Source organism: Stutzerimonas kunmingensis (assembly GCF_032106285.1).
GTDB lineage: Bacteria > Pseudomonadota > Gammaproteobacteria > Pseudomonadales > Pseudomonadaceae > Stutzerimonas > Stutzerimonas kunmingensis_B.
Genome location: NZ_DAMCPO010000003.1, coordinates 198,870 through 219,172 on the forward strand (window position 1 = coordinate 198,870; position 20,303 = coordinate 219,172).

Consider the following 20,303-nt stretch of genomic DNA (forward strand, 5'->3'; position numbering starts at 1 on the left):
GTAGAGATGCACACGAATTCGTCAGCACACCCGCTTAGGCTTGCGCGGTTCGGCCCGCGGGTCGTACTGCTCGGATTGACATTGGCGCTCGGCGCTTGCGCAGGTAATCCCTACGGTTCCGCGCCTCAGGGGCCTGCTCCAAGTCCGGTGCCGCGTGCGCCCGAGCCCAGTGGGCCGGTTATCTCACCCCCTCCTATCAAGGCGCCACCGGCACCCAGGGCTCCAACTACCCAGAAGAGCCATCCGCGTTATGCGCCACCACCGCACGTGGCTGCGCACTGGGACAATCGTCTTGGGGTCTATGTCGTGGAGGGGCGTGATCTCTTTTACCGGGAGCGCCTGTATTACCGGTGGGATGGCGACTGGTACTGTGCTGGGCGCCCCGATGGCCCTTGGGAGCCGGTCGCGCCGCCCAGTGTTCCGCCGGGTCTTCGTGACCGCTATTGATGTTACTCCTCGGCAGCAGGCGCTAACTTTTTGCGCTTCAGCCTAAAGGCGGCTTGCCTATTGCCGATAAAGGTTCAGCACCGTTGCACTGCAACGTTCCCAGCTGGCTCGGCCTATGCCGTCCATCGGGCTCATGCCCCGGAGTCGATAATGAATGCTTCCGTCAAGCGCCTCGAAGAAACTGGTTCCGCTCTACGCGATGCGCTGACGCAGCAGGACTGGGCCGCAATCAGTATGCTGGATCGCGAGTGCCGTAATGCCGTCGACGAGGCGATGCAGGCACATGAGCGCGACAGCGGCGTGGTTCGTCAGCGGTTGCAGGAGCTTCTTGATCTGTATGGTGAGCTGGTAATGACCTGCCAGATTGAACAGGCACGGGTCGCAAGCGAGCTGCGTCAGCTGAATCAGTCTCAACAGGGTACCAAGGTCTACCAGCTATTCGCCTAAGCGTGGCCTCAGGCCCGACAGCTTCAAATTCTTCCCGGGATCACTGGGGCTGAATTCTTCCTCAATATTTATCATTACAAAGTATGTGGCATTATGCCGCTACCCTTTTGTTGGCGAGCGGCTAATTGGCGCTTATTGCCTGGTAAATATCTATCTTCGCGGTCATCGTGCACCGAAGTCTTTAAATCGATCTTGAGGTGTCTCTCAAGGTACTGATTTTTGGCTCGTTCTTTGGTCGCTAATTCACGCCATAAATTTGACTCAGTTCATTTTTTCATTAATCTACGTTCCATCTGCCATCAGTGTGATCGCCGTTCTTCCATGGATGCGAGCGCAGGCTTTCTTTCAGCTTCTTTAGAGCCCTATAAACAAGATGTGGCGTGAAACCAAGATTTTGTTGATAGACGATGATCACGACCGCCGGCGCGACCTGGCCGTCATCCTGAACTTTCTCAGCGAGGATCATCTGGCTTGTTCAAGCAGTGAATGGCAGGAGGCGGTCGCCGGCCTCGAGTCCAGCCGTGTTGTCAACGGTGTCATGCTGGGCGACGTGTCCTCCAAGGGCGGCGCTGTCGAACTGATCAAGCAGATGGGCAAATGGGATGAAAATGTCCCGCTGATGCTGATCGGTGAGCCCGCTCCGGCGGACTGGCCGGACGATCTGCGACGCCGAGTGCTGACCAGCCTGGAAATGCCACCCAGCTATAACAAGCTGCTCGACTCCCTGCACCGTGCGCAGGTCTATCGCGAGATGTACGACCAGGCAAAGTCCCGTGGTCGCCAGCGCGAGCCCAATCTTTTCCGCAGCCTGGTCGGCACCAGCCGAGCGGTGCAGCACGTCCGGCAGATGATGGAACAGGTCGCCGACACCGAAGCCAGTGTGCTGATTCTTGGTGAGTCCGGCACCGGCAAGGAAGTGGTTGCGCGAAATCTGCACTATCACTCGAAGCGGCGTCAGGGGCCTTTTGTACCTGTCAATTGCGGAGCGATTCCGGCGGAGTTGCTGGAAAGCGAACTGTTTGGTCACGAGAAGGGCGCCTTTACCGGTGCGATTACTGCTCGCGCGGGTCGTTTCGAGCTTGCCGAGGGCGGCACACTGTTTCTCGATGAGATAGGCGACATGCCGTTGCCGATGCAGGTCAAACTGCTGCGGGTTCTGCAGGAGCGCACCTTCGAGCGTGTTGGCAGCAACCGTACGCAGAATGCCGATGTGCGCATCATCGCGGCGACGCATAAGGACCTGGAGAAAATGATCGAGGAGGGGACCTTCCGCGAGGACCTCTACTATCGTCTGAATGTCTTCCCCATCGAGATGGCGCCGCTACGGGAGCGTGTCGAGGATATCCCGTTGCTGATGAACGAGCTGATCTCGCGCATGGAGCATGAAAAGCGCGGCTCTATACGTTTCAACTCGGCTGCAATCATGTCGCTATGCCGGCACGACTGGCCGGGTAATGTCCGCGAGCTGGCCAACCTGGTAGAGCGCATGGCGATCATGCACCCCTATGGCGTTATCGGGGTAATGGAGCTGCCGAAGAAGTTTCGCCACGTCGACGACGATGATGAGCAGTACGCGACCAGCCTGCATGATGAGATGGAGGAGCGTGCGGCAATCAGTGCGCCAATGGTAGTACCCGAAGCTCAGGCGATGCTGCCGATCGAGGGTCTGGATCTCAAGGAATACCTCGGCAATCTTGAGCAGGGGCTTATTCATCAGGCTCTCGAAGATGCTGGTGGCGTGGTGGCTCGGGCGGCCGAGCGGTTGAGGATTCGCCGAACCACGCTGGTCGAGAAAATGCGCAAGTACGGCATGAATCGTCGCGACGACGATATGGGCGACTAGCACGCTGCTAGCGGTTCTAAAAAGACGTTCAAAAAGGCCACCTGGATCAGGTGGCTTTTTTCGTTTGGCATGGTCGTGCCGATGGCGGGACGTGCTGAGTGCCGGGCACGAAGATTGCTGGTCCCCGTCAACCGACTTTCTTTTGACAGGCGCAAGCGACCCGTGAATTCCGTCACCAAGCCATCCGAAAGTTCATTCGATGCCCCAGACGTGCTGGCGCTGACTCGATCACTGGAGCTCTTTCGTCAGGTATCCGGACAGCTTGGTGAATCCGAGGAGCTGTTGCAGGTACGCGTCGCCGAGCTCAAGGGGCAACTTGCCGAGGCCGGCGAGCTTCGACGACAGGAGCTGGAGGAGAAAGAGCGTCTCGCGCAGCGATTGCAGAGCGTTCTCGACCTGCTGCCAGGTGGCGTCATCGTGATCGATGGGCAGGGTGTGGTGCGCGATGCGAACCCGGTTGCTCTTGAGCTGTTGAGCGAGCCACTCGTGGGGCACCCCTGGCGCGAGGTGATTGGCCGCTGTTTTGCGCCGCGGCGGGACGACGGGCACGAGATATCGCTACGCAATGGTCGCCGCCTATCGATCGCTACGCGCTCGCTTGCCGGGGAACCTGGTCAGCTGGTGCTGCTCACCGACCTTACCGAGACCCGCCGACTCCAGGATCAGCTGGCGCGCCATGAACGGCTGTCGTCGCTAGGGCGCATGGTGGCTTCGCTTGCCCACCAGATTCGCACTCCGCTGTCCACCGCGTTGCTATATGCCAGTCACCTCGAGCAGGGTGGCCTGAGCGAACAGCAACAGCAGCGCTTCGCCGGTAGCCTCAAGGCTCGTCTGCACGAACTGGAGCATCAGGTCCGTGACATGCTGATCTTCGCCCGCGGTGATCTGCCGCTGAACGACCGACTGAGTCCGGCTGCGCTGTTGTCGGCGCTGCGTTCGGCCGGCGAGCCACGTCTGCAGGGCGCCAGTGTGCGCTGGCAGTGTGACGTGCAGGGGGTGGAGGTGTTGTGCAATCGCGATACGTTGGTCGGAGCATTGCTCAATCTCATCGAAAATGCGTTACAGGCCAGCGTCGGGGCGCCGCGTCTGAAGGTCCACCTGTATCGCCGCGACGAAACGGTGCGGGTGTGCATAAGCGACTGCGGTAAAGGCATCGACGCCGAAATACTGGGCCGGTTGGGCGAGCCGTTTTTCACCACCCGAACCACGGGAACCGGCCTGGGTCTGGCAGTGGCCAAGGCCGTTGCCCGAGCCCATCAAGGTGACCTGCAGTTGCGCTCGCGGCCAGGCCGCGGAACCTGTGCGCTGATGAGTCTGCCGCTGATTCCCGCCACTCACAAACCGGAGTGACCTGTATGGCCGCCACGATACTTCTCGTCGAAGACGATCACGCCCTGCGCGAAGCCTTGGGCATCACGCTGCAGCTTGGGGGCTACGAGTACCGTGCCGTCGATTGCGCCGAAGCGGCCTTGTGTGCGCTGCAGGAAGAGTCATTCGGCCTGGTCATCAGTGACGTGAACATGCCCGGCATGGACGGCCACGAACTGCTCTCGCTGGTTAGGCAACGCTACCCGCAGGTGCCCGTGCTGCTGATGACCGCCTTTGGCGCGGTAACGAGGGCGGTGGATGCGATGCGCCAGGGCGCTGTCGATTATCTGGTCAAGCCGTTCGAGCCAGGCACATTGCTTGAGCTCTTGGGGCGTCATGTGAACGGCATCGCCGCTACCGAGGCAGAAGGGCCGGTGGCGCTCGAGCCGTCCAGCCAGCAGCTGCTGGCTCTTGCCCGGCGGGTGGCGCAAAGTGACTCCACTGTACTGATCTCCGGTGAGTCAGGCACTGGCAAGGAGGTGCTGGCGCGCTATATCCACCAGCAGTCACCGAGGCACGGCAAGCCATTTATCGCCATCAATTGCGCTGCCATTCCGGACAACATGCTCGAGGCAACCCTGTTCGGGCATGAGAAGGGCGCTTTCACCGGCGCAATTGCCAGTCAGCCTGGCAAGTTCGAGCAGGCCGACGGCGGTACTTTACTGCTCGACGAGATATCCGAGATGCCGTTGGGGTTGCAGGCGAAACTGCTACGTGTGCTGCAGGAGCGAGAGGTCGAGCGGGTCGGTGGGCGGAAGCCTATCGCTCTGGATATTCGTGTGCTCGCCACCACCAACCGTGATCTCGCTGGCGAGGTAGCGGCGGGTCGCTTCCGTGAGGACCTCTATTACCGTCTTTCGGTCTTCCCACTGGCGTGGTCGCCGCTGAGGCAGCGCCCGGCCGATATTCTGCCGCTGGCCGAACGCCTGTTGGTCAGCCACGCCAGGAAGATGCGCCAGGCGCCTGCGCGGCTTTCGGCCGAGGCGCAGCGCTGCCTGGTGGCGCACGCGTGGCCGGGCAACGTGCGCGAACTGGACAACGCGATACAGCGAGCGTTGATTCTTCAGCAGAGCGGCGTGATCCAGCCGCAGGATCTGTGCCTGGCGGGTGTGGGCGGTGTCACCAGCTTGCCTGTCGCCAGCAGCGCGGCACAACCGTGCGAGGGCGCTGCAGGGGAGGCGGGGGCCTGTTCGGGACTGGGGGATGATCTGCGCCGCCGCGAGTTCCAGTTGATCATCGATACCCTGCGTGCCGAACGTGGACGGCGCAAGGAGACGGCTGATCGCCTGGGCATCAGTGCGCGCACCCTGCGTTACAAGCTGGCGCAGATGCGCGACGCCGGGATGGATGTCGAGGCATCGCTCTACGCGGGCTGAGCGCGCTCCCCTCAACCTCGCTCTGATAAGCTGCTGCCATCCTCATTATGGAGATTTCCAGGTGCACAAAGACTTCTGGCAGGAGCGCTGGGCTCGCAACGAGATTGGTTTCCACCTTGACGATGTTCATCCCGGCATGCGTCGCCACTGGCCGCGACTGGCGTTGCCTGATGGTGCGACGGTGCTGGTGCCGTTGTGCGGCAAGAGTCTGGATCTGGCCTGGCTGGCCGGGCAAGGGTTCAATGTCGTGGGGGTGGAGCTGAGTGAGAAGGCTGTAGACGCATTTTTTTCCGAGCAGCAGCTCGAAGCTGAAATTTCCCAGCGAGGGCCGTTCAAGGTCTATCGCTCCGATACCCTGGAGATCCGTTGCGGCGACTTTTTCGCGCTCAGTGCGACCGATGTTCTCGGCTGCCAGGCGGTCTATGATCGCGCCGCCTTGATCGCATTGCCGCACGCGATGCGTCAGCGGTACGCGGCACTGATGTCGAGCATCCTCCCGGCCGGCTGTCAGCAGCTTCTGGTTACGCTGGATTATGACCAGGCAGAGATGGAAGGCCCGCCCTTCGCGGTGGGTACGAGTGAGGTGCGCGACCTGTACGCCGCTGAGTGGAGCGTGGAACTGCTGGAAGCCAAGGAAGTGCTGGAGCGTAATCCGCGGATGCGCGAGCGCGGCCTGACGCGGCTCGAGGAGCACTTCCATTGGCTGCAACGGCGGGTCTGAACCGCCGCTTGTAATGCTGCAGCGATCAGCCGTCGGCCTGTAAGCGGCGGATGAACGTGTCGGCTTCGTCGATGGCGCGCTGCATGTCAGCCATCAGCTGGTCGACGTTGCCCTGCAGCGTGCGGTATTCCCCGTGCAAGGCGCTTATCGCGCGAGCATTGAGGTTGTGCTTGAGAAACAGCACCTGATCGCGCAGAACGCTGAGCACCGGGTCGATGCGTTTCTCCGCCGCTTTCATCCGCTGGATCAGCGTTCGGTATTCGGCGCGGGTGCGGTTGAGTTCTTTGGCGCTGGCGGCTTTCAGGCTGGCGTTGCTGTATTGCTTGAGTTCGCTTTCCCATTCCCTGAACAGCGCGTCGGCCACGTCTTCGACCGCTTCGATGCGGGCGCGGACGTCACGCGCACTCGCTACGCTGGCTTCGTACTCTTCGTTGAGTGCGTCGTAACGCTTCTCCAGATCGCCGCCCTTGACCTCGACGACGCTGCGATAGCGCTCCAAAGCATCCTTGAACTGCTGTTTGGCTTCCTGCTGCGCGTCACGCGACTCCTCCACACGATCGACCAGGATATCGCGCTTATGGATACCGGCCTTCTCCATCGCTGAATAGTAGGCACTCTGACAGCCGCCGAGCGCGAGCAGCGCGAAGCAGGCGAATATGAAACGACGCATGGCGATTCCTTGTATGCGGGTTGAGTCTGCATAGACAAAAGAAAAGGGCGACTTGCGTCGCCCCTGTTGCGTTCAGTGCAATTAGCCGCGCTGGCGCAGCGCTTCGATGCGGTCTTCCAGCGGCGGGTGGGTCATGAACAGCCCGGCGAGGCCATGCTTCAGCGAACCGTTGATGCCAAATGCCTTGAGCGTGTCGGGCATGTGAACCGGCATGCCCTGTTCGGCACGCAGGCGCTGCAGGGCGCCAATCATGGCGCTGGTGCCGGCCAGTTGGGCACCGGCCTCGTCGGCACGGTACTCGCGTTTGCGCGAGAACCACATGACGATAATGCTGGCGAGCAGGCCCAGTACCAGTTCGGCAAAGATCGTCGCGACGAAGTAGCCGATGCCGTGGCCGTCCTCGTTTTTCAGGATCGCCTTATCGACGAAGTTGCCGAAGATACGTGCGAAGAACATGACGAAGGTGTTTACCACACCCTGGATCAGCGCCAGGGTCACCATGTCGCCGTTGGCCACGTGGCCGATCTCGTGGGCAAGCACCGCTTTCACCTCATCCGGCGAGAAGCGCTCGAGCAGCCCCTGGCTGACCGCCACCAGTGCGTCGTTGCGGTTCCAGCCGGTGGCAAAGGCGTTGGCCTCGTAGGCCGGGAAAATGCCGACCTCGGGCATCTTGATGCCGGCGTCGCGCGACAGTTGCTCGACTGTCTGCAGCAGCCACTGCTCGTGACGGGTGCGCGGCTGGCTGATGATCTCCGTACGCGTACTCATCTTCGCCATCCATTTGGATATGAAAAGCGAAATGAGCGAGCCCGCGAAGCCGAAAACCGCACAGAAGACCAGCAGGCTGCCGTAGTTCTGGCCGGTATAGCGATCGACCCCGAGCAGCTTCAGGGTGATGCTGGCGATGACCAGTACCGCAAGGTTGGTGGCCAGGAACAAGAAAATGCGCATCATGTTGCGGCAGACTCCAGGGTAGGAATTGAAGAACGATAGGCTATATAAGGTGCGCCCTTGAGCTATTCAACCGGGCGACTATTTCAAGCTATGTCGCTTGCCCATGGAGGCTGGGATGCAGTGGCGCGCCGGACTGGCTTTCGAACATCAATCGGGCTAGCTGAGCGATGCGCTCGCTGTTCGCGCGCTTCAATGCCTCGCGAAGCTGATGGGCGAGGCTGGCCTGAATGCGCAGCACGCTGGGAGGGAGGCTGAGGTCGTCGGCGATCTGTCCAGGCACCGCTCGTGACAGGCGCACGAAGCCTTTTTCGGTGAGCACCGCCTGGTCCAGCGCCTGGAAATGAATGGTGCTCTCGTAACGCAGATAGCCCTCCTCGGCGAGCCAGAGCAGGGCGCCCAGGCAGCTCTGGTGGCGTTTGGAGGGAAGGCCGAACTCATCCGGCTCTTCCCGGCCGATCAGATCTTCTACATACAGCGAGACCTTGCGTGGGAAGGCCTGATAGAGCATCAGCAGGCCGCCCGCCGCGTCCTTGTAGAAATCGTCGATCTGCAGGTCCATCGCTTACTGGTGGTAGGTCTTGAGGAAGTTGCCGATGCGGCCAATGGCCTGCTCCAGATCGTCGACGCGGGGCAGGGTGACCACGCGAAAATGATCCGGCCATGGCCAGTTGAATGCAGTGCCTTGAACGATCAGCAGCTTCTCGGAAAGCAGCAGATCAAGCACGAACTTCTCGTCGTTGTGGATCGGGCAGATCTTGGGGTCAATGCGCGGGAACGCATACAGCGCGCCCATGGGTTTGACGCAGCTGATGCCCGGGATGTCGTTGAGCAACTCCCAGGTACGGTTACGCTGCTCGAGCAGGCGGCCCGGCGGTAATACCAGGTCATTGATGCTCTGGTAGCCGCCCAGTGCAGTCTGAATCGCATGCTGCGACGGTACGTTGGCGCACAGGCGCATGTTGGCGAGGATATCCAGGCCTTCGATGTAGCTCTGCGCCCTGTGCTTCGGCCCGGAAATCGCCACCCAGCCCGAACGGAAGCCGGCAACCCGGTAGGATTTGGACAGCCCGTTGAAGGTCAGGCAGAGCACGTCCGGCGCCAGCGAGGCGGTGGAAATGTGTACGGCGTCGTCGTAGAGAATCTTGTCGTAGATTTCGTCGGAGAACAGAACGAGCTTGTGCTGGCGCGCCAGCTCGACCATGCCTTCGAGCACTTCCTTGGGGTAGACCGCGCCGGTGGGGTTGTTCGGGTTGATCAGCACCAATGCCTTGGTGTTAGACGTGATCTTGGCCTTGATATCGGCCAGGTCCGGCCACCAGTTGGCCTGCTCGTCGCAAAGGTAGTGCACCGGCTTGCCGCCGGCCAGGCTCACCGCAGCGGTCCACAGCGGGTAATCCGGGGCAGGGATCAGCACTTCATCGCCATTGTTCAGCAATGCCTGCATGGACATGACGATCAGCTCGGACACACCGTTGCCGAGGTAGATGTCTTCGATGCCGACGCCTTCAACCTGCTTCTGCTGGTAGTACTGCATGATCGCCTTGCGGGCGCTGAACAGGCCTTTGGAGTCGCTGTAGCCCTGGGCCGTCGGCAGGTTGCGGATCACGTCCTGGAGGATTTCCTCCGGTGCTTCGAAACCGAACGGCGCCGGGTTGCCGATATTCAGCTTGAGGATGCGATGGCCTTCCTCTTCCAGGCGTTTGGCGTGCTTGAGCACGGGCCCGCGGATGTCGTAACAGACATTGGCAAGCTTGTTCGATTTGCTGACCTGCATGATCCTGAGTGTCCCGAAGTGAAAACGCGCCAGTTCCGGAAATGGCTGGCCGCGCTTGGCATGAACCCGGGCGCCTTGGCAGTCGGAAACCCCGCTGCCAGACTAGGCGTCGAAGAGGGACGCATGATACGTGCGCCCCGACCACCGGAAAAGGTACAGATCGGCCTTTTTTGAGCTGAGGAGTGTATCGATGGACAAGCTGGAAAAACCGCTCGACGTCTGGCGCGAGGAGCTCTCCGATGAGCAGTTCCAGATCTGCCGACTGGGCGCCACCGAGCGTCCCTTCACGGGTAAGTACAACGACACGAAGACACCTGGCATCTACCATTGCGCCTGCTGCGACACGCCACTGTTCGATGCGGATGCTAAGTTCGATTCCGGCTGTGGCTGGCCCAGCTATTTCCAGCCGGTCAGTGATACCGCTATCGCCAGCCTGGATGATTTCAGTCACGGTATGCACCGGATCGAGGTCAGGTGCGCACGCTGCGATGCACACCTCGGTCATGTTTTTCCCGATGGCCCGCAGCCGACCGGGTTGCGCTACTGCATCAATTCCGCCTCTCTCAAACTGAAACCGCGCGAAGCCTGAGCATCGTCGGTTGCAAGGAGCCTCGCATGCACGACCCATTGCTGGACATTCCCTGCGTCACCATCGAGGGCGAGCAGAAGAGGCTCGCGGATTTCGATGCCAAGGTGCTGCTGGTGGCCAATACGGCCAGCCAGTGTGGTTTTACCCCGCAATACAAGGGGTTGGAAGCGTTGTGGCAGCGTTACGGCGAGCGCGGATTGATCGTGCTCGGATTTCCCTGTAACCAGTTCGGCAAGCAGGAGCCAGACGGCGAGCAGGAAATCGCAGCATTCTGCGAACGCCGCTTCGGCGTTTCCTTTCCCCTGTTTGCCAAAGTCGAGGTGAACGGTGGGGATGCTCATCCGCTCTTCATTGAATTGAAAAAGCGCGCACCTGGGCTGCTGGGTAGCAAGGCGATCAAGTGGAATTTCACCAAGTTTCTCATCTCTGACCAGGGTAGGGCGGTGAGGCGTTTTTCCTCTCGCACCACGCCGGAGGCAATGGCCACGGAAATCGAGACATTGCTTTGACTGCTGCTTAAGTGAGGTTGCGTTTCGCCTGCCTGATTGCCTGTTGTCGGGTCCGGTCCAGCCGGGCCTTTTCGTCTCTGGAGTCATCATGGATGTCGAGTTGAAAGCCTTCCTGCAGCGTGCCGAGGGACTGCTGGCGCGTATCGAGCCGCTGCTACCTGCCCAGCCACCGGTCATCGATTGGGATCGTACCTTTGCGGCGCGCTGGCAGCGTGATGCTCGCAGCGGCTTTCTGGCACCGCTGGAAGTCAGTCTGGATCTGAGTCTGGCTGATCTGATCGGCATTGATCGCCAGCGCGATCTGCTGTCCGCCAACACGCGCCAGTTCGTCGATGGATTGCCGGCCAACCACGTGCTGTTGTGGGGCGCCCGTGGCACCGGCAAGTCGTCGTTGATTCGCGCGTTGCTGGCCGAATACGCCGCGGATGGGCTGCGTCTGATCGAAATCGAGCGTGACCATCTGGCGGACCTGCCACGCGTTGTCGAACTGTTGGCCGGGTTACAACAGGCATTCGTCCTGTTCTGTGACGACCTGTCGTTCGAGGCGGGAGAGGGCGACTATCGCGTGCTCAAGAGTGTGCTGGATGGCTCGCTGGAGCGCGCGCCGGAGAACGTGCTGTTGTACGCCACGTCCAATCGCCGGCACCTGGTCCCGGAGCGTCAGAGTGACAACGAGAACTGGCAGATGGTCGACGGCGAACTGCACCCGAACGAAGCGGTGGAAGACAAGATCGCGTTGTCCGACCGCTTCGGTTTGTGGCTGTCGTTCTACCCCTTCACCCAGCAGCACTACCTCAGTGTGGTACGCCACTGGATCGATTCGTTGGCGCGGCGGGCCAGCCTCGATTGGGAGTGGAGCGAAGCCCTGGAGAAGGATGCGATTCGTTGGGCGACCGGGCGCGGCAACCGCAACGGTCGCTGCGCCTACCAGTACGCTCGGCAGTGGGTGGGTAAGCGTCTGCTCGAAGCGCGAGGCTGAACGTATCTGCTGAGATAACCCGTCAGGGCGGCCTGCTGCCTGACCTCACAGCAGGCGTGATCGGAACTCAGGCGGTAGCGGCCTTGCCCATTTCCTTGAGCTTGGCGTTCATGCGCTGCTCGTCCGGCAGGATGCCCGCGACCGATGGCAATGCCAGCATGCGTGCATGATGTGCTGCGAGGTCGGGCCAGCGCTGCGCGTCGAGCTGTTCGCCACCGTGCGCCATGTTGATCAGTTGGCAGGCGACAGCGATGTCTGCCATCGACAGTTGGTTGCCGACAAAGAATTCCTGCTGGCCGAGTTGCTGCTCTAGGTAATCGAAGTGCGGAGGCAATTTCTGCTGCAGCGCGGCCTGCACTGCCTCTTCATTGCAGGCTTGACCGGCGGTCGGCTTAAGGATGCGGTTGCGGAAAACGGTAAAGGTGGTCAGAGGTGCCAACTCGTAGTCTGCGTACTTTTCCAGCCAGCGGACCCGCCCGCGTTCCTGCGCGTTGCTAGCGTAAAGGGCAGGCGTATCGGGATAGGCCTCCTCGAGGTACTGGCAGATCACGCTGGAGTCGGCGAGGGTGCAGTCGCCGTCCTTGAGCGCCGGGATACGTCCCAGTGGATTGATGGCCAGGTACCATTGCGGAGGCGTGAAGGGCATGACCGTCTCTAGCTGATACTCGAGCCCCTTTTGCCTGAGGCACAGGCGCACCTTGCGCACGAACGGTGAGAGGGGAACGCCATACACGGTCAAGGTCATGGGATTTCTCCGTAGCAGATCAGGGCTGATGAGCTATCAATAGACGTTGTTTTTCTTCCAGAGATCTTCGTCATCGAACGCCTTCATGCCTTCGGCGAGCTCGTTGGGCTCGTCTGTCTTGGGCACCTCGTTCTTCAACACCAGAGCATCGGCATGTGCGAGGAGGGCTTCCAGCTGTTTGAGCTGGCTCTGATAAGGCGCCGGTGCAGGCTGGCGGCGAATATGCTGAATGCCTCGTTCGAAGGCCAGGCGTGCGCGTTGCGGCTGGTTCTGTTGCAGCGCAAGTTTGCCCAAGCCGGTGAAGAATTCGATGTGCAGGATAGCCAGCATGCGTTGGATGTCTTGCACCCAGCGTTTGGCTTCGGCCTGATCGATCAGGCCGTCCTTGGTGGCGCGAACGATCTGGGCGTGGAGATCCTCGAGCATGAAGCGGCTTTCCTTGGCTTGTGCTTCCGTCACGATCTGCCGCGGAGCATTGCGCACCTCGATCGCTTCGCCCTTGGCCAGCTCGGCCTGCAGCGTCTGCATTCGCGCGCTCAGTTTGTCATTGCCCTTGTCCAGCGGTCGCAAGCGTTCGCTCAGCGCAAGTTCGAGGCGGGTCAGCAATAGCTTCAGTGCGGGTGTCATCATCTGTCCCGGGAGTCCGTCGGACAGTTCCGCGCAGCGGCGGCAGCGGTCAGTGAGGTCAGCCCGTTTGCGGGCCTTTTCCAGATTGTCTTTTTCGACGATCTGAATGGTGTAGACGATGCCGACCAGCAGGAACACACCGGCCAGGATCAACCCAGTGATCATTAATGGAGACACTTGACTGCACCTCTCGAGCCGCTGGTTTTTTGCTTGAGTGTAGTGGCTTGATGATGTGGCCGATAGCTCTACGTGCTGCCCACGTATGCCCTTCAAATTTTTTTTAAAAACTATGCTTGACGACTCCCGAGGGCCTCCATAGAATGCGCGCCACTTGCAGCGTGAAGCACCAAACAGAGCGCTGCAGGCCGGAATGAAGCTTGTGGTTTCCGGGCAACGTCCCCTTCGTCTAGTGGCCTAGGACACCGCCCTTTCACGGCGGTAACAGGGGTTCGAGTCCCCTAGGGGACGCCATTTTTGATGTAGATAATGCGGGAATAGCTCAGTTGGTAGAGCACGACCTTGCCAAGGTCGGGGTCGCGAGTTCGAGTCTCGTTTCCCGCTCCAAATTCTCTTCGGCGGCCTTTTCAAGGTGATCGAAGAAAGAAAAAAGCGACCTCAGGGTCGCTTTTTTCGTTTCAATCGCATCCCTTTCATATCTCAGCGCCTGCTGAGGTTTATGGCCGGCGCCTGCGTGGCCTGCCATGCGCTGGCGCCGGCCGCTACCTCAGGTCAGCCTACTGCATCGCGCGGCGGGGCTGCCGGAGGAGGCTCAAGGTGGTGGCGTCCCCTCAGGTGTATTTGGTGAAGATGCTGCGCACCCGTTCCAGGGTCTCGTCTGTATCTTGCGTCTGGTCGTGCAGCGCCTCTTCGATCAGGCAGGTCAGCATCAGTCGGTAGGCTTTGTCCAGCGCGCTACGAGCAGCGGAAAACTGCTGAGCGATGGCTTCGCAATCTTCGCCTCGCTTGATCATTGCCTGGATGCCGCGCACCTGCCCCTCGACTCTCGCTAAACGTTTCAGCATGGCCTGCTGCTGGGCCTGCATCTCTGCGGATTCCACGGGGAGGGTCTGGTCATTCATGCGGCTACCTCGACATGACTGGATGGAGAGCCTGCGAAGATTTCGATTAGGGTCGCGGCTCATATACGGGTAGGGGCATGCTAGCGACGCCGCCGCTGGCGGCCAACTTCTTTCGGTCAGGGCTTGCCAAGCAATATATAAAAAAATATATTGTTATCATCTTAAATGTTTGATCGCTGACCTATGACTGCCGATCTGGATATCGAGCAACTGCGCGCCAATGCGGCGTCCGCGGGGGCTTTGCTGAAGGCTTTGGCCAACCCTGACCGCCTTTTGCTGCTTTGCCAGCTGTCGCTGGGCGAGCGCAATGTTTCCGAGCTGGAACAGCTGCTGGGCATTCAGCAGCCGACGCTGTCGCAGCAGCTCGCCGTATTGCGCCGGGAGGGGCTTGTTGCAACGCGCCGCGAAGGTAAGCAGGTCTACTACCGGATCAGCAGCGCTGAAGCATTGGCGGTGATCACGACGCTTTATCAGCTGTTCTGCGAAGGGGGCAAGCAATGACCATCGACTGGATCAACTTCACACCCTGGGCGGCATTGGCTGGTGGTGTCCTCATCGGTGCCGCGGCCAGCTTGTTCGTCCTGCTCAATGGCCGAATCGCCGGGATCAGCGGGCTGCTTGCCAGCCTGTTGGAAACGGGGGGCGAGGGCCGAAGCGAAAAATTGTTGTTTCTGCTCGGCATCCTGCTCGCGCCGCTCCTGTGGATGCTGTTTGCCACCCTGCCAGCGATGGGGTTTCAGTCCGGCTGGATCGGATTGCTGGTGGCCGGGATGTTGGTCGGCGTCGGTACTCGCTACGGCTCCGGTTGCACCAGTGGGCATGGGGTCTGCGGGATCTCGCGACTGTCACCGCGCTCCATCGTGGCGACCGTGGCATTCATGGTCGCCGGCTTCGCCACGGTCTATGTACTACGTCATCTGTTGGGAGGCTGAGCATGCGCAAGTTGACTTCATTTGCTGCTGGTCTGCTATTCGGGCTGGGGCTGCTGCTTTCCGGAATGGCCAACCCGGCCAAGGTCATCGGTTTCCTTGATCTGGCGGGCGCCTGGGATCCCTCGTTGGCGCTGGTGATGGTCGGTGCCATCGCTACGGCGCTGGTGCCTTTCACCTGGGCGAGGAAACACGAGCGCTCTTTGCTCGATGCGCCGATGCAGCTGCCAACCAAGCGCGAGCTGGATGGCAGGCTGATCGGTGGCAGTCTGCTGTTCGGTGTGGGCTGGGGAATCGCTGGCATCTGTCCGGGCCCGGCCATCGCCATGCTGCTCGGCGGGCACTGGCAGGTCGTGCTTTTCGTTCTCGCCATGCTTGGCGGAATGCTGTTGTTCTCCGCGCTGGAACGCCGGCGCGCTTGCTGACCGGGAGGTCTTTATGAAAGTCAACGTTGGAACCATTGATCGGGCACTGCGCATCGTTGTCGGCTTGGTGCTTATCGGTCTGAGCCTGGGCGGCGTGATCGGTGCCTGGGGCTGGATCGGTCTGTTGCCGCTGGCGACTGGCATCTTCCGTTTCTGCCCAGCGTATACGCTGCTCGGTATCAAGACTTGCAAGGCGTGCGATTCCAAGTCCTGAGAGTCTGCGAAGCTCCACAGCAAAAAGGCCGACATCGATGTCGGCCTTTTTTTGTCTGCGCGCTGCGATCCGGCTATTCGAAACTGGGCAGGCTCGGCTTCACAACGGGCTTGTTCGCGCCGACCCAGGCGTCGAACCCGCCGGCGATCGACTGGACATGCAGGTAGCCCATGTCCTGCAGCGCTGCTGCGGACAGTGCGGCGCGACCGCTGGTCTTGCAATAGAGCACGATGTTCATGTCGCGCGCGGCGAGTTCCGGTGTGCCGCTGAGCTTGAACTCCAGCAGCCCCCGCGGAATGTTGAGGGCGCCGGCGATATGGCCCTCACGAAACTCATCCGCCTCGCGCACGTCGATCAGCACGTCCGCTGCCTGGATCGCGGCGTCGGCATCCGCGACTGCGACTTCCTGTACGTGGGCCCGGGCCAGTTCGACGAGGTCATGTGCGTTCTTCATCCTGCGTTCTCCTTGATGTTGCCAAAACATTCACGCTGCCGTTCACGGGCATGGTGGGTGGTGTCCGGGTCCAGTGCGAGCAGCGCTTCGTACTGGCTGATGAAAACCTGACCGCCCAAATGAGCGAGGAAATCAGTGTTCCGTAATCGGTCCATGACCGGCCCCTTGACCTCGGAAAGATGGAGCTGGATGCCTGCGGTGTGCAGGCGGGCCGTGATGGCCTCAAGACTCTCCAGGGCGCTGGCGTCGATCAGGTTCACGCCTGGACACATCAGCACCAGGTGCTCGGCCTGCGGATAGCGCCCGATCAGCTCGGCGACGCGGTCTTCGAGGAAGCGCGCATTGGGGAAATACAGGCTCTCGTCGACGCGCACCGAGAGCACCCTCGGGCTCTGTATTACGGCGAAGCGCTCGATGTTGCGGAAATGCTCGCTACCCGGCAGCTGGCCGACCACTGCAATATGCGGCTGGCTGGTGCGCCAGAGAAACAGCAACAGCGATAGGCCGACACCGAGCAGGATGCCGCTCTCCACGCCGATCAGCAGCACACCGAGCATGGTGGCCGCCATGGCCGCGGCGTCCTGTCGGGAGTAGCGCCAGGTGCGGCGCAGGGCGGTGAGGTCCACCAGGCTGAGCACAGCGACAATAATCGTCGCGGCCAGTACCGCGTGTGGCAGATTGCGGAACAGTGGCGTGAACAGCAGCACGGTGAGGCCGATGCCCACTGCGGTCAGCGCACCAGCCAGCGGCGTCTGTGCGCCAGCATCGAAGTTGACCACCGAACGGGCGAAGCCGCCGGTTACCGGAAAGCCACCACTGAGTGCTGCGGCGACATTGGCGCCGCCAAGCGCGACCAGTTCCTGGTTAGGCTCGATGCGTTCGCGGCGCTTGGCCGCCAGGGTCTGCGCCACGGAAACCGACTCGACGAAGCCGACCAGGCTGATCAGCACCGCCGCAGGCAACAGTTGCAGTGCTAGCGTCATATCCAGCGTCGGCAGGCTCATGCTGGGTAGGCCGCCAGGCACCGCACCGACTACCCGCACGCCGGCATCGGCGAGCTGAAAGACGCTGACCGCCGCTATCGCCAGCAGCAAGGCGGCGACCGGCCCGATCTTGCTCAGCGTGCCGGCGATATGCGGACTCATACCCAAACGCTGCAGCCAAGTGGAGAGGCGGCTGCGCACCAGATAGAGAAATAGCAGGCTCGTCGTGCCGACGATGAGCGTCGGCAGATGCATTTGCGACAGTGCTCCGAGCAGGCCCCAAATCAGCTCCACGGCGTTTTCACCTCCGGTTGAGATGCCGAGGATATGCTTGAGCTGGCCGAGAGCGATGAGGATGCCCGAAGCGCTGATGAAGCCGGAAATCACCGGATGGCTGAGGAAATTCGCCAGAAAGCCCAGGCGCAGCATGGCCATGAGCAGCAGCACCGCGCCGGAGAGCAGCGCCAGCAGCATGGCCGCGCCCGCATATTCCGCGCTACCCGGGGCGAACAACGGTCCCAAGGCGGCCGCAGTCATCAGCGATACCACTGCCACCGGGCCGACTGCCAGGGTGCGACTGGTGCCGAACAGGGTATAGGCGATCAGCGGCAGCATACTGGCGTACAGGCCGGTCACTGGCGGCAGGCCGGCGAGCATGGCGTAGGCGAGGCTCTGCGGGATCAGCATCAGCGTTACGATCAGCGCGGCCAGGCTGTCCTTGGCCGCGGCCGCGCGATCATAGTGCCTGACCCACTCCAATATGGGCATGTAGCGGGCCAAGCGCTGCTTCATCCCTTCTTCTCCTGGGTGAAGTCGCAAGCGTCGGGTGCCTCGGCCGGGCGCGGTTCGAAGTCCAGATGCTTCGGCTCGGCCAGCCATTCATGGCCCTTGAGCATCATCTCGAAGTAGATCGACGGCATCCATTGGGTCTTCAGCTTCCAGGCCAGGCGGCGCGGCACTTTCGGGTCGAGCGGGAACGTCGGCAGCAGCTTTCCGCCATAGCCGAACTCGGCGAGGATCACCTTGCCGTGCTCGACGGTCAGCGGGCAGGAGCCGTAACCATCGTAGATCGCCCGCGGGCCGCTGCCCTTGAGCACACTCAGCACGTTTTCGGCGACCACCGGTGCTTGTTTGCGCACCGCTGCTGCGGTCTTGGCGTTGGGCGCGGAACACACATCGCCGAGGCTGAAAACGTTGCCGAAGCGCGGATGTCGCAGCGTCTCGTGCTCGGCCTCGAACCAGCCGTCGGCGTTGGCCAGGGCGCTGTGGCGAATGAAGTCCGGTGCGTGCTGCGGTGGCACCATGTGCAGCAGATCGAACTCACGCTCCACCGTGGTACTTTGCCCGGCGCTGTCGGTCACCTTGAACCAGGCCTTGCGCGCCGGTCCGTCGACAGCCACCAGATTGTGGTTGAAGTTCAGCCGCGCGCCGTAGCGCTCGACGTACTGCATCAGCGCGGGCACGAAGTCTGCGACGCCGAACAGCACCGCGCCAGCCGAACAGAAGTCGACCTCGATATCCTTCAGCACGCCTTGCTGGCGCCAGTGATCGCAGGACAGGTACATCGCCTTCTGCGGTGCTCCGGCGCACTTGATCGGCATGGGTGGCTGGGTGAATAGCGCCTTGCCGCCGCGCAGGTTCTGCACCAGTTGCCAGGTGTAGGGCGCCAGTTCGAAGGCGTAATTCGAGGTCACGCCGAACTTGCCGAGGCTGTCGCGGGCGCCTTCGATGGCGTCCCAGTCGAGGCTCAGGCCCGGGCAGACCACCAGCGCCCGATAGCCGATGCGACTGCCGTCTTCGAGCACCACTTGCTGGTGCTCCGGCTCGAAGGCTTCGGCAGCCGCGCGGATCCATTGCGCCTTGGACGGAATGCAGCGACTCATCGCGCGCTCGGTGGCGGCGCGGTCGAACACGCCGGCGCCTACCAGCGTCCAGCCGGGCTGATAGTAGTGCTGTTCACGGGGTTCGATGATTGCGACGCGCAGTTCGGGGTCGCGCTTGAGCAAACTGGCTGTCACGGCGCCGCCGGCCGCGCCGCCGCCAATCACCAGGACGTCGTAGCGCGGCGTGACGGCGAATTTCGAAGCGCCCGGCAGCGGCAGATCGGTTGTCGACTGCCAGTAACCCTGCATGCGTGGCAGCAGGCCGCTGAGGTCGTAACTGGCTTGCTGGGCTGTCTGCAGCAACACCTGCGGGTCGAGGTGATGGGCCTCGGCCAGTGCCCAGAGCGAGGCCGAGCGTGTCCCGGTGCGACAGAACGCCAGTGCTGGCCCCTTGATCCGCGCCAGTAGCGCTCGGAAGGCCGCGACGTCGGCATCAGTGATCTGCCCGGATACGACCGGTAGATGGTGATACTCAAGGCCGGACGCCTCGGCGACGGTGCGCATGGCCTCGCTGGACGGCTGGCCTTCGCCCTCGTTGTCTGGGCGGTTGTTGATGACGCAGCGAAATCCGCTGCCGGCCAGCAGCGCCATGTCCGCCGGTTGCAACTGGGCAGCGACGGAGATGAAAGGGGTCAGTCGTTTTATTGTTTGCATGTCGACGTCCTCCACGCTTGGGGCTACAGCACGTCCAGGGGGATCTTCAGGTAGCGCGTGCCGTTGCTTTCCGGCTCGGGCAGCTCGCCGCCGCGCATGTTGATCTGCACAGAGGGCAGGATCAGCGTCGGCATGCCCAGCGTGGCATCCCGTGCCGTGCGCATGGCGACGAACTGGTCCTCGCTGATGCCGGCGTGCACGTGCACGTTGTGTTCGCGTTCGGCGGCGATGGTCGTTTCATAGAGGAACTTTTCACGGCCGGGCGCCTTGTAGTCGTGGCACATGAATACCCGTGTGTCGCCCGGCAGGGCGAACAGCTTTTGGATCGACTGGTACAGCGTGCGCGCGTCGCCGCCCGGGAAATCGCAACGGGCAGTGCCGTAATCGGGCATGAACAGCGTGTCGCCGACGAACGCCGCATCACCGATGACATAGGTCATGCAGGCCGGGGTGTGTCCCGGGGTATGGATGGCGCGCGCCTGGATGTTGCCGACCTGGAAGGTATCGCCATCGTGGAACAGATGGTCGAACTGGCGGCCATCGGTCGCAAAGCCAGTACCGGCGTTGAACAGCTTGCCGAAGGTGTCCTGCACCACGGTGATGCGATCACCGATCGCTAGCTGACCACCTAGT

Annotated in this window: 24 protein-coding genes and 2 tRNA genes; 15 read left to right on the top strand and 11 right to left on the bottom strand. The window is 61.6% G+C overall.

Going from position 1 to position 20,303, the window contains the following annotated elements; translation table 11 throughout:
* The first annotated feature begins 6 nt into the window (after positions 1 to 6).
* The 6 genes from RT582_RS04155 (at position 7) to RT582_RS04180 (ending at position 6,202) form a co-directional block, all read left to right on the top strand.
* On the top strand, positions 7 to 447 hold the full coding sequence (locus RT582_RS04155) for a hypothetical protein (protein ID WP_041207339.1): 441 nt from the start codon (positions 7 to 9) through the stop codon (positions 445 to 447).
* Positions 448 to 597: 150 nt separating this feature from the next.
* Positions 598 to 894, top strand: a complete 297-nt coding sequence (gene fliT / locus RT582_RS04160; protein ID WP_042926967.1) for a flagellar protein FliT — start codon at positions 598 to 600, stop codon at positions 892 to 894.
* Between the two features lie 373 nt (positions 895 to 1,267).
* Complete coding sequence (locus RT582_RS04165) at positions 1,268 to 2,737, top strand: sigma-54 dependent transcriptional regulator (protein ID WP_042926965.1); 1,470 nt, start codon at positions 1,268 to 1,270, stop codon at positions 2,735 to 2,737.
* A gap of 162 nt (positions 2,738 to 2,899) precedes the next feature.
* Positions 2,900 to 4,087 (top strand): sensor histidine kinase, encoded by a 1,188-nt coding sequence (locus RT582_RS04170; protein ID WP_102832858.1) that lies wholly within the window; start codon positions 2,900 to 2,902, stop codon positions 4,085 to 4,087.
* A 5-nt stretch (positions 4,088 to 4,092) separates the two neighbouring features.
* Positions 4,093 to 5,481 (top strand): sigma-54-dependent transcriptional regulator, encoded by a 1,389-nt coding sequence (locus RT582_RS04175; RefSeq protein ID WP_023446663.1) that lies wholly within the window; start codon positions 4,093 to 4,095, stop codon positions 5,479 to 5,481.
* A gap of 61 nt (positions 5,482 to 5,542) precedes the next feature.
* On the top strand, positions 5,543 to 6,202 hold the full coding sequence (locus RT582_RS04180; RefSeq protein WP_313476634.1) for a thiopurine S-methyltransferase: 660 nt from the start codon (positions 5,543 to 5,545) through the stop codon (positions 6,200 to 6,202).
* A 25-nt stretch (positions 6,203 to 6,227) separates the two neighbouring features.
* Here RT582_RS04180 and RT582_RS04185 read toward each other — a convergent pair whose 3' ends face one another.
* From RT582_RS04185 to RT582_RS04200, 4 genes are all read right to left on the bottom strand, one after another.
* Complete coding sequence (locus RT582_RS04185; RefSeq protein WP_041014433.1) at positions 6,228 to 6,872, bottom strand: DUF2959 domain-containing protein; 645 nt, start codon at positions 6,870 to 6,872, stop codon at positions 6,228 to 6,230.
* An 81-nt stretch (positions 6,873 to 6,953) separates the two neighbouring features.
* On the bottom strand, positions 6,954 to 7,826 hold the full coding sequence (htpX, locus tag RT582_RS04190; protein ID WP_003299548.1) for a protease HtpX: 873 nt from the start codon (positions 7,824 to 7,826) through the stop codon (positions 6,954 to 6,956).
* Between the two features lie 88 nt (positions 7,827 to 7,914).
* The gene (locus tag RT582_RS04195) at positions 7,915 to 8,385 is read right to left on the bottom strand and encodes a hypothetical protein (RefSeq protein WP_003299546.1); all 471 of its coding nucleotides are present in this window, start codon (positions 8,383 to 8,385) and stop codon (positions 7,915 to 7,917) included.
* 3 nt (positions 8,386 to 8,388) lie between these two features.
* Positions 8,389 to 9,600, bottom strand: coding sequence for a pyridoxal phosphate-dependent aminotransferase (locus RT582_RS04200; RefSeq protein WP_014820822.1), 1,212 nt, complete (start codon positions 9,598 to 9,600; stop codon positions 8,389 to 8,391).
* A 190-nt stretch (positions 9,601 to 9,790) separates the two neighbouring features.
* On the opposite strand from RT582_RS04200, the gene msrB reads away from it, so the two are divergent.
* The 3 genes from msrB to RT582_RS04215 all read left to right on the top strand — a co-directional run bounded on the left by msrB (position 9,791) and on the right by RT582_RS04215 (position 11,677).
* Positions 9,791 to 10,189 carry a peptide-methionine (R)-S-oxide reductase MsrB gene (gene msrB, locus RT582_RS04205; RefSeq protein ID WP_125896542.1) on the top strand — a complete coding sequence of 133 codons (399 nt, stop codon included), beginning with the start codon at positions 9,791 to 9,793 and terminating at the stop codon, positions 10,187 to 10,189.
* A gap of 26 nt (positions 10,190 to 10,215) precedes the next feature.
* A complete protein-coding gene (locus RT582_RS04210) occupies positions 10,216 to 10,698 on the top strand; it encodes a glutathione peroxidase (protein WP_313476637.1) in 483 nt (160 codons plus the stop codon).
* An 88-nt stretch (positions 10,699 to 10,786) separates the two neighbouring features.
* Positions 10,787 to 11,677, top strand: a complete 891-nt coding sequence (locus tag RT582_RS04215) for an ATP-binding protein (RefSeq protein ID WP_313476639.1) — start codon at positions 10,787 to 10,789, stop codon at positions 11,675 to 11,677.
* 67 nt (positions 11,678 to 11,744) lie between these two features.
* On the opposite strand, the gene RT582_RS04220 is transcribed toward RT582_RS04215, so the two are convergent.
* Together RT582_RS04220 and RT582_RS04225 are read right to left on the bottom strand one after the other, a co-directional pair.
* Positions 11,745 to 12,422 (bottom strand): glutathione S-transferase family protein, encoded by a 678-nt coding sequence (locus tag RT582_RS04220; RefSeq protein ID WP_014820819.1) that lies wholly within the window; start codon positions 12,420 to 12,422, stop codon positions 11,745 to 11,747.
* A 36-nt stretch (positions 12,423 to 12,458) separates the two neighbouring features.
* Complete coding sequence (locus tag RT582_RS04225; protein ID WP_313476657.1) at positions 12,459 to 13,214, bottom strand: hypothetical protein; 756 nt, start codon at positions 13,212 to 13,214, stop codon at positions 12,459 to 12,461.
* A 230-nt stretch (positions 13,215 to 13,444) separates the two neighbouring features.
* Here RT582_RS04225 and RT582_RS04230 point away from each other — a divergent pair.
* Positions 13,445 to 13,520, top strand: a tRNA-Glu gene (locus RT582_RS04230).
* 17 nt (positions 13,521 to 13,537) lie between these two features.
* Positions 13,538 to 13,613 (top strand) — tRNA-Gly (locus RT582_RS04235).
* Between the two features lie 224 nt (positions 13,614 to 13,837).
* On the opposite strand, the gene RT582_RS04240 is transcribed toward RT582_RS04235, so the two are convergent.
* Complete coding sequence (locus tag RT582_RS04240; protein WP_313476641.1) at positions 13,838 to 14,128, bottom strand: metal-sensing transcriptional repressor; 291 nt, start codon at positions 14,126 to 14,128, stop codon at positions 13,838 to 13,840.
* Between the two features lie 183 nt (positions 14,129 to 14,311).
* Here RT582_RS04240 and RT582_RS04245 point away from each other — a divergent pair, with 183 nt between their 5' ends.
* From RT582_RS04245 to RT582_RS04260, 4 genes are read left to right on the top strand one after another with little or no spacing between them, the layout of a single operon-like run.
* Positions 14,312 to 14,629, top strand: coding sequence for an ArsR/SmtB family transcription factor (locus tag RT582_RS04245; protein ID WP_003299535.1), 318 nt, complete (start codon positions 14,312 to 14,314; stop codon positions 14,627 to 14,629).
* The gene (locus RT582_RS04250) at positions 14,626 to 15,060 is read left to right on the top strand and encodes a YeeE/YedE family protein (protein ID WP_255849425.1); all 435 of its coding nucleotides are present in this window, start codon (positions 14,626 to 14,628) and stop codon (positions 15,058 to 15,060) included. The genes RT582_RS04245 and RT582_RS04250 overlap by 4 nt, the downstream gene beginning before the upstream one ends.
* A 2-nt stretch (positions 15,061 to 15,062) precedes the next feature.
* Complete coding sequence (locus RT582_RS04255; protein ID WP_014820815.1) at positions 15,063 to 15,482, top strand: YeeE/YedE family protein; 420 nt, start codon at positions 15,063 to 15,065, stop codon at positions 15,480 to 15,482.
* Positions 15,483 to 15,495: 13 nt separating this feature from the next.
* Positions 15,496 to 15,696 (top strand): YgaP family membrane protein, encoded by a 201-nt coding sequence (locus tag RT582_RS04260; RefSeq protein ID WP_003299529.1) that lies wholly within the window; start codon positions 15,496 to 15,498, stop codon positions 15,694 to 15,696.
* Between the two features lie 73 nt (positions 15,697 to 15,769).
* Here RT582_RS04260 and RT582_RS04265 read toward each other — a convergent pair whose 3' ends face one another.
* From RT582_RS04265 to RT582_RS04280, 4 genes are all read right to left on the bottom strand, one after another.
* Positions 15,770 to 16,150: a rhodanese-like domain-containing protein gene (locus RT582_RS04265; RefSeq protein WP_014820814.1), complete on the bottom strand. Its 381-nt coding sequence runs from the start codon at positions 16,148 to 16,150 to the stop codon at positions 15,770 to 15,772.
* Positions 16,147 to 17,925 (bottom strand): SulP family inorganic anion transporter, encoded by a 1,779-nt coding sequence (locus tag RT582_RS04270; protein ID WP_313476645.1) that lies wholly within the window; start codon positions 17,923 to 17,925, stop codon positions 16,147 to 16,149. Before RT582_RS04270 ends, RT582_RS04265 begins: the two co-directional genes overlap by 4 nt.
* Positions 17,922 to 19,670 (bottom strand): bifunctional protein tyrosine phosphatase family protein/NAD(P)/FAD-dependent oxidoreductase, encoded by a 1,749-nt coding sequence (locus tag RT582_RS04275; RefSeq protein WP_313476646.1) that lies wholly within the window; start codon positions 19,668 to 19,670, stop codon positions 17,922 to 17,924. Before RT582_RS04275 ends, RT582_RS04270 begins: the two co-directional genes overlap by 4 nt.
* Positions 19,671 to 19,693: 23 nt before the next feature.
* The coding region (locus tag RT582_RS04280) for an MBL fold metallo-hydrolase (protein ID WP_313476649.1) at positions 19,694 to 20,303 on the bottom strand (610 nt) is incomplete at its 5' end.

Bases quoted from the DNA above. Each gene is read 5' to 3' on its own strand.
- RT582_RS04155 (WP_041207339.1), top strand. From the start codon at position 7: ATGCACACGAATTCGTCAGCACACCCGCTTAGGCTTGCGCGGTTCGGC.
- fliT (WP_042926967.1), top strand. From the start codon at position 598: ATGAATGCTTCCGTCAAGCGCCTCGAAGAAACTGGTTCCGCTCTACGC.
- RT582_RS04165 (WP_042926965.1), top strand. From the start codon at position 1,268: ATGTGGCGTGAAACCAAGATTTTGTTGATAGACGATGATCACGACCGC.
- RT582_RS04175 (WP_023446663.1), top strand. From the start codon at position 4,093: ATGGCCGCCACGATACTTCTCGTCGAAGACGATCACGCCCTGCGCGAA.
- RT582_RS04185 (WP_041014433.1), bottom strand. From the start codon at position 6,872: ATGCGTCGTTTCATATTCGCCTGCTTCGCGCTGCTCGCGCTCGGCGGC.
- htpX (WP_003299548.1), bottom strand. From the start codon at position 7,826: ATGATGCGCATTTTCTTGTTCCTGGCCACCAACCTTGCGGTACTGGTC.
- RT582_RS04195 (WP_003299546.1), bottom strand. From the start codon at position 8,385: ATGGACCTGCAGATCGACGATTTCTACAAGGACGCGGCGGGCGGCCTG.
- RT582_RS04200 (WP_014820822.1), bottom strand. From the start codon at position 9,600: ATGCAGGTCAGCAAATCGAACAAGCTTGCCAATGTCTGTTACGACATC.
- msrB (WP_125896542.1), top strand. From the start codon at position 9,791: ATGGACAAGCTGGAAAAACCGCTCGACGTCTGGCGCGAGGAGCTCTCC.
- RT582_RS04210 (WP_313476637.1), top strand. From the start codon at position 10,216: ATGCACGACCCATTGCTGGACATTCCCTGCGTCACCATCGAGGGCGAG.
- RT582_RS04215 (WP_313476639.1), top strand. From the start codon at position 10,787: ATGGATGTCGAGTTGAAAGCCTTCCTGCAGCGTGCCGAGGGACTGCTG.
- RT582_RS04220 (WP_014820819.1), bottom strand. From the start codon at position 12,422: ATGACCTTGACCGTGTATGGCGTTCCCCTCTCACCGTTCGTGCGCAAG.
- RT582_RS04225 (WP_313476657.1), bottom strand. From the start codon at position 13,214: ATGATCACTGGGTTGATCCTGGCCGGTGTGTTCCTGCTGGTCGGCATC.
- RT582_RS04240 (WP_313476641.1), bottom strand. From the start codon at position 14,128: ATGAATGACCAGACCCTCCCCGTGGAATCCGCAGAGATGCAGGCCCAG.
- RT582_RS04245 (WP_003299535.1), top strand. From the start codon at position 14,312: ATGACTGCCGATCTGGATATCGAGCAACTGCGCGCCAATGCGGCGTCC.
- RT582_RS04250 (WP_255849425.1), top strand. From the start codon at position 14,626: ATGACCATCGACTGGATCAACTTCACACCCTGGGCGGCATTGGCTGGT.
- RT582_RS04255 (WP_014820815.1), top strand. From the start codon at position 15,063: ATGCGCAAGTTGACTTCATTTGCTGCTGGTCTGCTATTCGGGCTGGGG.
- RT582_RS04260 (WP_003299529.1), top strand. From the start codon at position 15,496: ATGAAAGTCAACGTTGGAACCATTGATCGGGCACTGCGCATCGTTGTC.
- RT582_RS04265 (WP_014820814.1), bottom strand. From the start codon at position 16,150: ATGAAGAACGCACATGACCTCGTCGAACTGGCCCGGGCCCACGTACAG.
- RT582_RS04270 (WP_313476645.1), bottom strand. From the start codon at position 17,925: ATGAAGCAGCGCTTGGCCCGCTACATGCCCATATTGGAGTGGGTCAGG.
- RT582_RS04275 (WP_313476646.1), bottom strand. From the start codon at position 19,670: ATGCAAACAATAAAACGACTGACCCCTTTCATCTCCGTCGCTGCCCAG.